Here is a 12,973-nt window from a genome sequence, read left to right as displayed (position 1 = left end):
GGAGGGCGGTGCGGTGGCGGTCGGCCCTGGCGTTCGGCGCCAGGCCTGAGGTCGATCGTGCGCGGACCCCACGGGTTGCGCGAGATATGCGGGCCATCCGAGCGAAGAGGCGGCAGAACGCCCCCGGCGCGGGGGATGGAAGGACGGGGCCGCTGTCCGTCCGGCCCCGCCGAGGGCGGCGCCGTGCCCCGCAGCCGGGCCGCGAACCCCCGTACAGGCTGGAGCAATTGATGAATCCGAAGGTTGACGACCGGGTGCCGGTCCTGATCGTCGGCGGCTCGCTGGTCGGGCTGTCCGCCTCGCTCTTCCTGGGCCGACTGGGTGTCAGACACCTGCTGGTCGAGAAGCACTCCGACACCTCGCATCACCCGCGTGGCCGAGGCAACAACGTCCGTACGATGGAGCTCTACCGGGTCGCCGGGATCGAGCCGGCGATCCGCGAGGCCGCCTCGGTGCTCGCCGCGAACCACGGCATCCTCCAGGCCCCCTCGCTGACCGGCGCCGAGCAGGAGTGGCTGTTCCGGGAGATCGACCCGGGCGGCCGGCTGGCCCGGTTCAGCCCGAGCTCGTGGTGCCTGTGCAGCCAGAACGACCTGGAGCCGGTGCTGCTGCGGTCCGCCCGCGAGCTGGGCGGAGACGTGCGGTTCAGCACCGAGCTGGTCTCCTTCGAGCAGGACGCCGAGGGCGTCACGGCGCTGCTGCGCAGCCGGGAGACCGGTGAGGAGCGGACGGTCAGGGCGCAGTACCTGGTCGCCGCGGACGGTCCGCGCAGCCCGGCCCGGGAGCGGCTGGGCATCGGCCAGTCCGGGAAGGGCGAGCTTTTCCACAACGTCAGCATCACCTTCCGGGCCAAGCGGCTGGCCGAGGCGGTGGGTGACCGGCACTTCATCGCCTGCTACCTGACCAACCCGGAGGCGGACGGCGCGCTGCTGCCGGTGGACAACCACGAGGAGTGGGTCTTCCACGCGCCCTGGCACCCGGAGCACGGCGAGCCGCTGGAGGCGTTCACCGACGAGCGCTGCGTCCGGCACATCCGGGCCGCGGTCGGCATCCCCGACCTGGAGGTCGAGGTCACGGGGAAGGCGCCCTGGCACGCCGCCGAGCGGGTGGCCGAGCGCTACTCCAGCGGCCGGGTCTTCCTGGCCGGGGACTCCGCGCACGAGATGTCGCCGACCGGCGCGTTCGGCTCCAACACCGGCATCCAGGACGCGCACAACCTGGCCTGGAAGCTGGCGGCGGTGCTCTGCGGCTGGGCCGGGCCGGAGCTGCTGGAGTCGTACGGGCGGGAGCGGCAGCCGGTGGCGCGGGTCACCAGCGAGCGCGCCTCGGCCCGGTCGGCCGAGCACAGCCACCCCGGGTACGCGGTGGTGCCGGGTGTCGGACGGCAGGCCGGGGTGCTGGCGGTGGCGCTCGGCTACCGCTACCCCGCGGGCGCCGTGGTCGGTACGGACCCGGCCGGCCCTGTGGTGCCGGAGCAGTTCGGGGCCAACGGCGAGCCCGGCAGCCGGGCACCGCACCAGTGGCTGCTGCGGGCCGGGGTGAAGCTCTCCACGCTCGACCTCTACGAGCAGGCGATGGTGCTGCTCACCGGCCCGGAGGGGGCGGCCTGGCTGGACGGCGCCCGGCGGGCCGCGGACCGGCTGGCCGTCCCGCTGGACGCCTACCGGATCGGCACCGGCGCGGACGACGACCTGGCGCCCGAGCCCGGGACGGACTTCGCCGAGCTGCACGGCGTGCGCCCGGACGGCGCGGTGCTCGTCCGCCCCGACGGCTTCGTCGCCTGGCGCTCCGAGGGCGCGGCCGCGGACCCGGAGGCGGCGGTGGGGGCGGCCCTGCGCGCGGTGCTGAAGATCTAGCCCTGCCCGCCCGCACCGAGCGGGCGACGGCACAGCGCACGGGCCCGCCGGAGAACCGGCGGGCCCGTGCGTCGGGTGGGCGATCGTCGAGGGGTGGTGGGGTGCGTCAGTGACCGCCCGCGTCGACGACCTCCACGTCTTCGATGTTCTGCTCGATCACGTCGGCCGGCAGCGCGACCCGGATGGCCCAGAAGTAGATGCCGAGGGCGAAGACCGCGACCACGAGCATGTCCCACCACATCGGGATGTTGCCCTGGCCGCCGAAGGTGCCCTGCCAGGAGATCACGCCGAGGCCCAGCAGGAAGGCCGGCAGCCACTGGGCGGCCCGCCAGTCCAGGCGCGGGGCGTTCGGCAGGCCCTTGCGGATCGCGTAGAGGGCGTAGCCGCCGAGCAGCAGGTAGCCGATCAGGATGGCGAAGCCCAGGCGGTACAGGGTGTCCCAGCCGGACCAGTAGATGATCAGGCTGGCGACCACGAAGGACACCGGCGAGATGAAGGCGCCACCGGGCAGGCGGTAGGAGCGCTCGCGGTCGGGCAGGCGGCGGCGCAGCGCGCCGAAGGCGAGCGGGGCGCCGGCGTACATCAGCACGCTCGCGGAGGTGATGAAGCCCACCAGCTCGTGCCAGCTCGGGAACGGCAGGAAGCAGATCACGCCGGTCACGAAGGACATGATCAGGCCGAAGTACGGCACGCCGTTCTTGTCGACCTTCTCGAAGGCCTGCGGCGCGTAGCCGTTCTTGCTGAGGCCGTAGGAGATGCGCGAGGTGGAGGTGGTGTAGATCAGGCCGGCGCCGCCGGGGGAGACGATGGCGTCCACGTAGAGGACGTAGGCCAGCCAGCCGAGGCCGACGGTCATCGCGAGGCCGGCGAAGGGGCGGCTGATGCCCTCGAAGTCCAGTCCGGCCCAGCCGCCGGCGAGGCTCGCGGCGGGGATCGCGGCGATGAATCGCGGCGATGAAGACGACCTGGAGCAGGACGTAGATCAGGGTGCCGATGCTGACGGAGCCGATGACGGCGCGCGGGATGTCGCGCTTGGGGTTGCGGCTCTCACCGGAGATCTGCAGGGCCTGCTCGAAGCCGAGCAGGGCGAAGATGATGCCGCTGGTGCTGATCGCGGTGAGGACACCCTTGATGCCGAACGGCGCGAAGCCGTGCTCGGTGAAGTTGCCCGGGTGGAAGTTGGTGATGGCCAGGACGAAGATCGTGGCCAGCGGGACGGCGATCTTGAACCAGGTGGTGATGCTGTTGGTGCGGGCGAGCACCTTGACGCCGAGGAAGTTGACCGCGACGAAGAGGGCCATCAGGAAGACGGCGACTATCAGGCCGCTGGTGGTCAGCGTCTCGTCGGGCCGCTGCAGGCCCTCGGCGAACGACCAGTGCGTGGCGTAGTTGATCATGGCGAAGACTTCGATCGGCGCCACGGTCGCCGCCTGAAGCCAGGAGAACCAGCCGAAGGACATCCCCGCCAGGCCGCCGAAGGCGTAGTGCGGGTAGCGGGCGGTGCCACCCGCGACGGGGAAGAGGCCGCCGAGCTCGGCATGGACGAACGCCAGCAGTGCGATCGCGACGGCGCCGATGCCCCACGAGATGAGGGCGGCGGGGCCGGCGACCATGGAGGCGTTCTTGGCGCTGAACAGCCACCCGGAGCCGATGATCGAGCCGACCGAGGCCCACATGAGGCCGATCAGTCCGACCTCGCGGCGCAGCGAGCGGTGGTTGGTGGTACCGGAGTCGGTACCGGTGCTCGGCGGGGAGAGCTGGTTGAGGGATGCCATGCGAAATCTCTCTGTGGTGTGGGGGCCCCGGCCATCGGAGCGCGGAGAGTTGCCACACAGTAGGCGTATTCATAGGCCTCTGCACAGATTCCTTTGCTGAATGTTTACCTACTTCGCCCCTACATCGCCGCAGGTAGGGGGCATTCAGTTCATACATGTGTTACGTAACTGATGAGTAGGTTCAGTACTTGAGCTCGAATTGAGGTTCGCGCCGGGATCATGCACCCTTGGCGGCGAGTCGCGTCATAGAAATGGCGGGCCCCGCATAGTGATGCCAACCCGGACGGGTGAGGGCCACTGCCGCCGGGGTCGTTCGTCCGCTACGGTATGCGCCACCACCGCGGCACAGTGTCGTGTCCGCGCGCTCTTACCCCCCTCGAAGGTGCGCGCAGATGAAACTCACCCCTCACGAGCAGGAGCGCCTGCTCGTCCACGTGGCCGCCGACGTGGCCCGCTCCCGCCGGGCCCGCGGCCTGCGGCTCAACCACCCCGAGGCGGTCGCCCTGATCACCTCGCACGTCCTGGAGGGCGCCCGCGACGGCCGGACCGTGGCCGAGCTGATGGACTCCGGCCGCAAGGTGCTCACCCGGGACGACGTGATGGACGGGATCCCCGAGATGATCCCGGACGTCCAGGTCGAGGCGACCTTCCCGGACGGCACCAAGCTGGTCACCGTCCACGGGCCGATCCAGTGAGCGCCGTCGAACGCGTGATCCCTGGTCAGATCCTCCACGGCGAGGGCGAGATCGCGCTGAACCTCGGCCTTCCGGTGACCCGGCTGACCGTTCGCAACGGCGCCGACCGGCCGGTCCAGGTCGGCTCGCACTACCACTTCGCCGAGGCCAATCCCGGCCTCGACTTCGACCGGGGCGCCGCTCACGGGCGCCGGCTGAACGTCCCCGCCGGCACCGCCGTCCGCTTCGAGCCGGGGATCCCGGTGGAGGTCGAGCTGGTCCCGATCACCGGCCGCCGCGAGATCGCGGGCCTGCGCGGCGAGACGGGAGGCCCGCTCGATGGCTGACCCCGCGGTCGAGCGGCCCGCCGCCGACGCCGCCGGCCGCGCTGCGGCCGGCCGCCCCGCCCTGCGCCTCACCCGGGAGCGCTACGCCGACCTCTACGGTCCGACGACCGGCGACCGGATCCGGCTCGGCGACACCAACCTGCTCATCGAGATCGAGGAGGACCGCAGCCGCGGCGGCGACGAGGCCGTCTTCGGCGGCGGCAAGGTGATCCGCGAGTCGATGGGCCAGGCCCGCGCGGGCCGGGCCGAGGGCGCCCCCGACACCGTCGTCACCGGCGCCGTGGTGCTCGACCACTGGGGCGTCGTGAAGGCCGACATCGGCATCCGGGACGGCCGGATCACCGCCCTCGGCAAGGCCGGCAACCCGGAGACCATGGACGGCGTCCACCCGGACCTGGTCATCGGCCCCGAGACCGAGGTGATCTCCGGCAACGGGCGGATCGTCACCGCCGGGGCGATCGACGCGCACGTCCACTTCATCTGCCCGCAACTGGCCGACGAGGCACTGGCCTCCGGCGTGACCACCCTGGTCGGCGGCGGGACCGGCCCCGCCGAGGGCAGCAAGGCCACCACGATCACCCCGGGCGCCTGGCACCTCGGCCGGATGTTCGCCGCGATGGACGGCCTGCCGGTCAACCTCGGCCTGCTCGGCAAGGGCAACACCGTCAACGAGGCGGCGATGCACGACCAGCTGCGGGCCGGCGCGCTCGGTTTCAAGATCCACGAAGACTGGGGAGCCACCCCCGCGGCGATCGACGCCTGCCTGCGGGTCTGCGACCGGACCGGTGCCCAACTCGCGCTTCACACGGACACCTTGAACGAGGCCGGATTCGTCGGCGACACCCTCGCCGCGATCGCCGGCCGCGGCGTCCACGCCTACCACACCGAGGGTGCCGGCGGCGGTCACGCCCCCGACATCATCACCGTGGTCGGCGAGCTCAACGTGCTGCCCAGCTCCACCAATCCGACCAGGCCGCACACCGTCAACACCGCCGACGAGCACCTCGACATGCTGATGGTCTGTCACCACCTCAGCCCTCACGTCCCCGAGGACCTCGCGTTCGCGGAGTCCCGGATCAGGCCCGCGACCATCGCCGCCGAGGACGTCCTGCACGACCTCGGCGCCATCTCCATCATCAGCTCCGACTCCCAGGCCATGGGCCGGATCGGCGAGGTCGTGCTGCGGACCTGGCAGACCGCCCACGTGATGAAGGCCCGCCGCGGCACGCTGCCCGGCGACGGTCGCGCCGACAACCACCGGGCCCGGCGCTACGTCGCCAAGTACACCATCAACCCCGCGGTCGCCCAGGGCCTGGACGGCGAGATCGGCTCGGTCGAGCCCGGCAAACTCGCCGACCTGGTGCTCTGGACGCCGGCCTTCTTCGGCGCCAAGCCCGACCTCGTGCTCAAGGGCGGCCAGATCGCCTGGGCGCAGATGGGCGACGCCAACGCCTCCATCCCCACCCCCCAACCCGTCCTCCCCCGGCCGATGTTCGGTGCCACCGGGCGCTCCGCGGCAGCCAACTCGCTCAACTTCACCGCACCGGTGGCGATCGAGCACGGGCTGCCCGAGCGGCTCGCCGAACAGCTGGGCGTGGCCAAGCAGTTCACCGCGATCCGGAACACCCGCGGTGTCACCAAGGAGCACATGGTCAACAACAGCGCCCGGCCGCACGTGCGGGTCGACCCCGACACGTTCACCGTCACCGTCGACGGCGAGCTGGTCACCCCCGCGCCGGCCGCCGAACTGCCGCTCGCCCAGCGGTACTTCCTCTTCTGAGCGGTACGCAGTGATGACCGTCGCCGCACTGCTGCTGCTCGCCGACGGGCGGTTCCCCGCCGGCGGCCACGCCCACTCCGGCGGTGCCGAGGCCGCCGTCAGGGCCGGCCGGGTGCACGACACCGCGAGCATGGCGGCCTTCCTCACCGGCCGGCTGCACACCACCGGACTGGTGGCCGCGGCCCTGGCCGCCGCGGCCGCCGCCGGGCAGGACGCCGTCCTGCTCGACCGGGCCGCCGACGCCCGCACCCCGTCCGCCGCGCTGCGCGCCACCAGCCGGCGGCTCGGCCGCCAACTGCTGCGCGCCGCCCGCACCGCCTGGCCGCACCCCGGCCTCGACCGGCTGGCCACCGAACTCCCGGGCGGTGCCCACCAACCCGTCGCGTTCGGCGCCACCGCGCTCGCCGCCGGACTCACCCCCGCCCAGGCCGCGTCCGCCGCTGCGTACGAGAGCGTCAACGGGCCGGCCACCGCGTGCGTGCGGCTGCTGGGCCTCGACCCCTACGAGGTCACCGCCGCGCTCGCCCGCCTCGCCCCGCAGCTCGACGCCGTCGCCGGCGCGGCCGCCGAGGCCGCCGCCCACGGCGACCCGGACGCGCTGCCCGCCGCCTCCGCCCCGCTGCTCGACGTCTACGCCGAGCAGCACACCTCCTGGAAGGTCCGCCTCTTTGCATCGTGACCACGCCGACCCCGTCGACGCCCCCGTCCGCCACACCCACACCCTCGGCGGCCCCCGCACCGCCGAGCGCCCCCGCACCGCCGACGGCCGCCGCCGGGCGCTGCGGATCGGCCTCGGCGGGCCGGTCGGTTCCGGCAAGACCGCCACCGTCGCCGCCCTCTGCCGCCGGCTGCGCGAGGAGCTGTCGCTGGCCGTCGTCACCAACGACATCTACACCACGGAGGACGCCGAGTTCCTGCTCCGCAACGCCGTCCTGCCGCCCGAGCGGATCACCGCTGTCGAGACCGGGTGCTGCCCGCACACCGCCATCCGCGACGACATCTCCGCCAACCTGGAGGCCGTCGAGGAACTGGAGGCCGCGGTCGGTCCGCTCGACCTCGTCCTGGTCGAGTCCGGCGGCGACAACCTGACCGCCACCTTCAGCCGGGGCCTGGTCGACCACCAGGTCTTCGTCATCGACGTCTCCGGCGGCGACAAGATCCCCCGCAAGGGCGGGCCCGGCATCTCCACCTCCGACCTGCTCGTCGTCAACAAGACCGACCTGGCTCCGCTGGTCGGCGCCGACCTCGACGTGATGGCCCGGGACGCCGCCGCCCAGCGCGGCGCGCTGCCCACCGTGTTCTGCTCGCTCACCTCGGCCGAGGGCGTCGCCCCGGTCGCCGCCTGGGTCCGTGAGCGGCTCGCCGACTGGCAGGCGCAGGCACCGGCGGGGCCGCGCACCGATCGACCCGCCGGCCGGTGACGGCCGCACTCACCGCGCAGGCCCGGATCGTCGCAGCACCGGACGGGCGGGGCGGCACCGCCCTGCCCGTCCTGTCCGGCGGCGGCCCGCTCGCGCCCCGCCGCACCCGGGGCACCGAGGGCGCGGCCCACGTCGTGGTCGTCGGCTCGATGGCCGCCCCGCTCGGCGGCGACCGGCTCGCCCTCACCGCCGAGGTCGCCGACGGCGCCGCGCTCACCGTGACCAGCGCCGCCGCCACCATCAGCCTGCCCGGCCCCGGGCCCGCGCACTACACCGTCGAGCTCACCGTCGGTGCGGACGCCCGGCTGGACTGGCGGCCCGAACCGGTCGTCGCCGCGAGCGGCAGCCACCTCGTCCTGCACACCCGGATCACCCTCGCCGCCGGGGCCCGGCTGCGCTACCGCGAGGAGCAGGTCCTCGGCCGCCACCACGACTGGACCCGCGGCGCCGCCCCCGGCCGGATCACCTCCCGGCTCACCGTCCGCCGGGCCGGTCGGCTGCTGCTCGACCAGCAGACCGACCTCGGAGCCGGCGCACCCGGTTGGGACGGCCCCGCCGTCCTCGGCGGCCACCACGCCACCGGCCAGCTGCTCACCGTCGGCCACCCGCCGCCCCCGTCCCCCGGCCCGGGCGACGCCGCCCTGCTCACCCTGGCCGGCGCGGACGCCACCCTGCTCACCGCCGCCGCTCCCGACGCCCTCGCCCTGCGGAGGCTGCTGGGGTAGGGGATCGGGGCGTGGCGCGCCGGAGCCGAGGCCCGTCCCGCACCTAGCCTGGAGCGATGACCGATCGCACGCCCGGTCCGCCGCGACCGGTCCGGTACCACCCGCTCTCGCCGCTGCGCGAGCACCTGCGGGACTCGTTCTGGTTCGCCCCGCTGCTGGCCTGCCTCGGCGCCGTCCTGCTCGCCTCCGCCACGGCCTGGCTGGACGAGCAGGCGGTCTCCGCCACCGTCGCCCAGACCGGCTCGGCCGACGAGCTGATGCGGTTCAACGGCGCGGCCAGGAGCGTGGTCTCCAGCGTGAGTTCGGCGATGCTCACGTTCATCGCCGTGGTGTTCTCGATCTCCCTGGTCGCCCTCCAGATGGCCGCCAGCCAGTTCTCGCCGCGCGTGCTCAGGCTCTACGTGCGCAGCCGGCTGACCAAGGCCACCTTCTCGGTCTGCCTGGCCACCTTCCTGTTCTCGCTGCTGGTCCAGCTCAGCTACGACGACTCCACCGACCCGGCCGAGGTCACCGCGGTGCCGCTGTTCTCCGGCCTGACCGCGGTGCTGCTGGTGCTGCTCAGCCTCGGGCTGTTCGTGCTCTACGTGCAGGCGACCATGCGGCTGCTGCGCGTGCCGCACGTCATCGACCGGATCGCCGACGAGTCGGTGGCCGTCGTCCACCAGTACCGGCTGATGCCGCCCGAGGCACGGCCCCCGGTCGTCCCGGAGGGGACCCCCACCCTGCTGCACGAGGGCCGCTCCGGGGTTCTGCGCGACATCGACATCGCCCGGCTGGTGCGGATCGCCCGCAAGCACGACGTGGTGCTCCACCTCGTGCCCCGGATCGGCGACTTCGTCACGCCCGGCACCCCGATCGTCCGGGTCGCCGGGGCCGCCGATCGCCCGCCGCGCCCGCGCCGGATCGCCCAGGCGTTCAACGTGGGCGTCGAACGGACGATGCACCAGGACCTCGGCTTCGGCTTCCGGCAGCTGGTGGACATCGCGATCCGCGCGCTCTCGCCGGCCGTCAACGACCCGACCACCGCCGTCCAGGCCGTCGACCGGATCCACCAACTGCTCGGGATGGTGGTGCAGGAGAGCGTCGGCGACCTCTGCTACCGCGACCGGGCCGGCATCGTCCGGCTGGTCGAACCGGTGCCGGACTGGGGCTGCGTCGTCGACCTCGCGTTCACCGAGATCCGCCTCTGCGGCGCCGGCCACCCCCAGGTGACCCGCCGGCTGGCCGCGGCCCTGGACGACCTGCTGCGGATCGCCCCCGAGCCGCGGCGCCGCGAACTCCTGGTGCAGCGAGAGCTGTTGGACCGTGCCGTGGCCGAGAACCTGGCCGACCCGGACGTCCGCGCCTTCGCGCTGAAGCCCGACCGGCAGGGGATCGGCTGATCCCTAGGGTCCGGCGACCAGGTCGGACGGGTCGGTGTTGGCGCCGCAGAGCAGGACGGCGATCCGCCCGCCGTCCGCCTCGTCCAGCAGGTCCAGCGCGGCGTGTGCGGTGGCGGCGGCGTGTTCGACGGCGATCCGGTGCCCGTCCCAGAGTGCCTGCCGGGCCCGGACGATGGCCTCGTCGGGCACCAGCACCGAGCGCACGCCGTGGTGCCGGGCGGCGTCCACGGCGAGCGCGGTGGCCCGGCGGGCTCCCAGCGCGTCGGCCGCCACCGATGCCACCGGTACGTCCACCGGAGCGCCCGCCGCCAGTGCGGCGTTCAGCGCCCGGCTGTGCTCCGGCTCCACCGCCACCACGCGGACGCCGTGCTCGCGCGCCGCCGCGGCCACCCCGGCGAACAGCCCGCCGCCGCCGACCGACACCACAACCGTCTCCAGGGAGGGGAGTTGAGCGCGGATCTCGTCCAGGACCGTCCCCGCCCCGGCCGCGATCAGCGGGTGGTCGTAGGCGTGCGCGGCCAGGGCCCCGGCGGACGCCGCGAACTCCTCGCAGGCGGCCAGCGCCTCGGCGTACTCGCGGCCGACAAGCCGCACCTCGGCGCCGTACGAGCGCAGCCGGTCCACCTTGACGGCGGGTGCCGTCTCGGGGACGAACACCGTGGCCCGGACGCCGAGTTCGGCCGCCGCCCAGGCGCAGGCCAGGCCTGCATTGCCACCGGAGGCGATGGTGACGCCGGCGGTCGGCAGGCCGCCGGCCTCGGCGTGCGCGAGCAGGAAGTTCTGCGCGCCGCGCGCTTTGAAGCTCCCGGTGTGCTGCAGGTACTCCAGCGCCAGCCAGACCCGCCCGGCGGCGTCCCCCGGCGCCACCGCGACCGGCCGCACCCGGCCGGCGATCCGTCGCCCGGCCGCTCTGACCTCGTCGTACGTCAGCTGGTCCATCCTGCCTGCCCTCCGTCGATCGGTCCGGTTCGGTCGGCATGCCACCGCCGCCGACCCTATGCGGTGCGGCCGGCGGCGTGAAGATCACGGTCGTCCGGGCAGGGCACCCGCGTTAGGGTGCCGGCATGCGTCTCGTGATCCTGCCGCCGCCCGTCCGCTAGCGGGCGGCCTGCTCCACGGATTCCAGCCCGGCGGTCTCGCCGCCACCGGGCCGATGGCTGCCGCCCGCGCTCACCGCGGACCTCATCCGGCACCCCATCGTGGAGAGACCTCGCATGACCACTCACGCCGCCGTGCCGTTCCGGCGCGGCCTGATGTGCATTTCCGCCGCCGCCGTCGCCTGGGGCGTCGGCGGGGCGGTGGCCGCCGTCCTGATGCGGACCAGCGGCCTCGGCCCGGTGGCCGTCTGCTTCTGGCGGTTCGCCGTAGCCGCGGGCTGCCTGGCCCTGCTGCCGACCGGACGGCGCCGCGGGGCCTCCGGCCCGCTCGGTGCGGCCGTCCTCACCGGGATCGGGCTGGCGGTCAGCCAGTGCGCGTACTTCGGCTCGGTCCGCTACGCGGGCCTCGGCCTGGGCACGCTGATCACCATCGGTGCCGGGCCCGTCCTGACCAGCCTGGGTGCCCGCTTCCTGCTCGGCGAGCGGCTCACCCGGCGGGCGCTCTGCGCGATCGGGCTGGCGCTGGGCGGGCTGGCGCTGCTGGTGGCCGCCCCGGCGGCCGGTCCGCGCCCGGTGCTCGGCGTCGCGCTGGCGGTGTCGGCCGGAGCCGGGCAGAGCGGGCTCACCCTGTGGGCGCGCGGCGGTGGAGCGGCGCGGGCCACGGCCGGCGCGTTCACCGTCGGGTTGCTCTGTCTCCTGCCGCTCGCGGCGGCCGGCGGTGTCCTGCCCACGGCGGGCGCCCCGGTACCGACGGTCGTCGCGCTGCTGTTCCTCGGGACGGTGCCGACCCTGCTGGCGTACCGCTGGTACTTCGCCGGCCTCGCGGCGGTACCGGGTGCCACCGCCTCCGTCCTGGTGCTGCTGGAGCCGGCGGCCGCGGCGCTGATCGCCACGGTGCTGCTCGGCGAGCCGCTCACGCCGGGCCTGCTGCTGGGCTCGGCGCTGCTGCTGGCCGCGATCGCGGCACTGACCCGCGCATCGGCCTGACGCCCCCGGCGCGGCCTGCCGCGCCGGCGCCCGCCGCCGCCCACCAGGGCGCCGGCCGGCGCCGGGCCCGGACCGGTGGGCTCACGGGACCGGGTGGAGTGCGGGCGGGCCGGGGGCGAGGGACCGGAGGACCAGCTCGATCCGGACCCGGGCCGCGCCCGAGCGCTGCAGTGCAGCCGTGACCGCTCGTAACTCCGCGGGGCCGGTGCAGGCGAGGCGGAGCTCCAGGTCGGCGTCCCCGGCCAGCGCGAGCCCGCTCTGCACCGCCGGGAACTCCGCCGCGAGGCGGTGGAAGTCCAAGGGGACCGGTCCGAAGCTGATCCGGGCCAGGGCGTGCAGCGGCCGGGCGGTCTCCCCGGAGCGCGCGCCTGCGCCGGGGACCAGGTGGAGGGCGGTCACCTGGGCTGGAGCTGAGCGGCCGGGGCGGGGGAGAGGACGGCCGGCCCGGCGACGGGCGGGGCCACCAGGCGGGGGTCCAGGACGAGGGTGTCCACACCGAGCGGCGTCCAGGACGAGGGTGTCCACACCGAGCGGCGCGACGAGGGCGCGCAGCGCCGGTTCGGCGAGCCGGACGGAGGCCTGCTGCGGGCCGAGCAGGGCGGTGAGGGCCTCCGCCGAGGCGAAGCCGACCGCGCAGCGGCGGCCGTCGCGCAGGCGGAAGAGGCGGAGGGCGGTGGTGCGTCCGGTGACGGTGACCGGGACGTGCCAGACGACGCGGGCCATGCGGGTGCTCCCGAGTGGGTCGAGGGGCCTGCCGGAACTGCTTCTTCGACGCTAGGGCGGCCGCGGGCACCCCGACGCCGTCCATACGCGGCGTTGACCGGATGAGGCGCCGTGTTGACGGACTTCTGACGCACCGTGCGCTGCCGGCCGCCCCGTCGCCGCGGTTCACGCCCCCAGAGGCGGCCTCCCTAAAACTCCCTATCGGT

The 12,973-nt window shown here is 74.3% G+C and carries 11 protein-coding genes and 1 pseudogene; 9 read left to right on the top strand and 3 right to left on the bottom strand.

Features of this window, described 5'->3' with window-relative positions; all coding sequences use genetic code 11:
* Positions 1-230 precede the first annotated feature (230 nt).
* Positions 231-1,856, top strand: coding sequence for an FAD-dependent monooxygenase (locus MCM47_RS28085; protein ID WP_238864501.1), 1,626 nt, complete (start codon positions 231-233; stop codon positions 1,854-1,856).
* 106 nt (positions 1,857-1,962) lie between these two features.
* On the opposite strand, the pseudogene MCM47_RS28080 reads toward MCM47_RS28085, so the two are convergent.
* Positions 1,963-3,532 (bottom strand): annotated as a pseudogene (locus MCM47_RS28080) (APC family permease).
* Between the two features lie 491 nt (positions 3,533-4,023).
* Between MCM47_RS28080 and MCM47_RS28075 the strand changes: the two are divergent.
* From MCM47_RS28075 to MCM47_RS28045, 7 genes are read left to right on the top strand one after another with little or no spacing between them, the layout of a single operon-like run.
* Positions 4,024-4,326 carry an urease subunit gamma gene (locus MCM47_RS28075; RefSeq protein ID WP_238864500.1) on the top strand — a complete coding sequence of 101 codons (303 nt, stop codon included), beginning with the start codon at positions 4,024-4,026 and terminating at the stop codon, positions 4,324-4,326.
* 14 nt (positions 4,327-4,340) lie between these two features.
* Positions 4,341-4,652, top strand: a complete 312-nt coding sequence (locus MCM47_RS28070; protein ID WP_238864499.1) for an urease subunit beta — start codon at positions 4,341-4,343, stop codon at positions 4,650-4,652.
* Complete coding sequence (locus MCM47_RS28065) at positions 4,645-6,432, top strand: urease subunit alpha (RefSeq protein ID WP_238864498.1); 1,788 nt, start codon at positions 4,645-4,647, stop codon at positions 6,430-6,432. The genes MCM47_RS28070 and MCM47_RS28065 overlap by 8 nt, the downstream gene beginning before the upstream one ends.
* 13 nt (positions 6,433-6,445) lie before the next feature.
* Complete coding sequence (locus MCM47_RS28060; RefSeq protein WP_238864497.1) at positions 6,446-7,111, top strand: urease accessory protein UreF; 666 nt, start codon at positions 6,446-6,448, stop codon at positions 7,109-7,111.
* A complete protein-coding gene (gene ureG, locus MCM47_RS28055) occupies positions 7,101-7,853 on the top strand; it encodes an urease accessory protein UreG (protein WP_238864496.1) in 753 nt (250 codons plus the stop codon). The genes MCM47_RS28060 and ureG overlap by 11 nt, the downstream gene beginning before the upstream one ends.
* Positions 7,850-8,578, top strand: coding sequence for an urease accessory protein UreD (locus MCM47_RS28050; RefSeq protein ID WP_238864495.1), 729 nt, complete (start codon positions 7,850-7,852; stop codon positions 8,576-8,578). The genes ureG and MCM47_RS28050 overlap by 4 nt, the downstream gene beginning before the upstream one ends.
* 56 nt (positions 8,579-8,634) lie before the next feature.
* Positions 8,635-9,960 carry a DUF2254 domain-containing protein gene (locus tag MCM47_RS28045; protein ID WP_238864494.1) on the top strand — a complete coding sequence of 442 codons (1,326 nt, stop codon included), beginning with the start codon at positions 8,635-8,637 and terminating at the stop codon, positions 9,958-9,960.
* 3 nt (positions 9,961-9,963) lie between these two features.
* On the opposite strand, the gene MCM47_RS28040 is transcribed toward MCM47_RS28045, so the two are convergent.
* Entirely contained in the window at positions 9,964-10,899 is a 936-nt protein-coding gene (locus tag MCM47_RS28040) for a serine/threonine dehydratase (RefSeq protein ID WP_238864493.1), read from the bottom strand.
* 275 nt (positions 10,900-11,174) lie between these two features.
* Between MCM47_RS28040 and MCM47_RS28035 the strand changes: the two genes are divergently transcribed.
* The gene (locus MCM47_RS28035) at positions 11,175-12,044 is read left to right on the top strand and encodes a DMT family transporter (protein WP_238864492.1); all 870 of its coding nucleotides are present in this window, start codon (positions 11,175-11,177) and stop codon (positions 12,042-12,044) included.
* A gap of 81 nt (positions 12,045-12,125) precedes the next feature.
* Here the strand turns inward: MCM47_RS28035 and MCM47_RS28030 are convergent, their stop codons facing one another.
* Positions 12,126-12,767, bottom strand: a complete 642-nt coding sequence (locus MCM47_RS28030; RefSeq protein WP_238864600.1) for an SAV_915 family protein — start codon at positions 12,765-12,767, stop codon at positions 12,126-12,128.
* Between the last annotated feature and the right edge of the window lie 206 nt (positions 12,768-12,973).

The organism is Kitasatospora sp. A2-31 (assembly GCF_022288725.1).
In the GTDB taxonomy this organism is placed as follows: Bacteria; Actinomycetota; Actinomycetes; order Streptomycetales; family Streptomycetaceae; genus Kitasatospora.
Note: the sequence above shows the minus strand (reverse complement) of the source record. Positions and strands in the feature narration are given on the sequence as shown.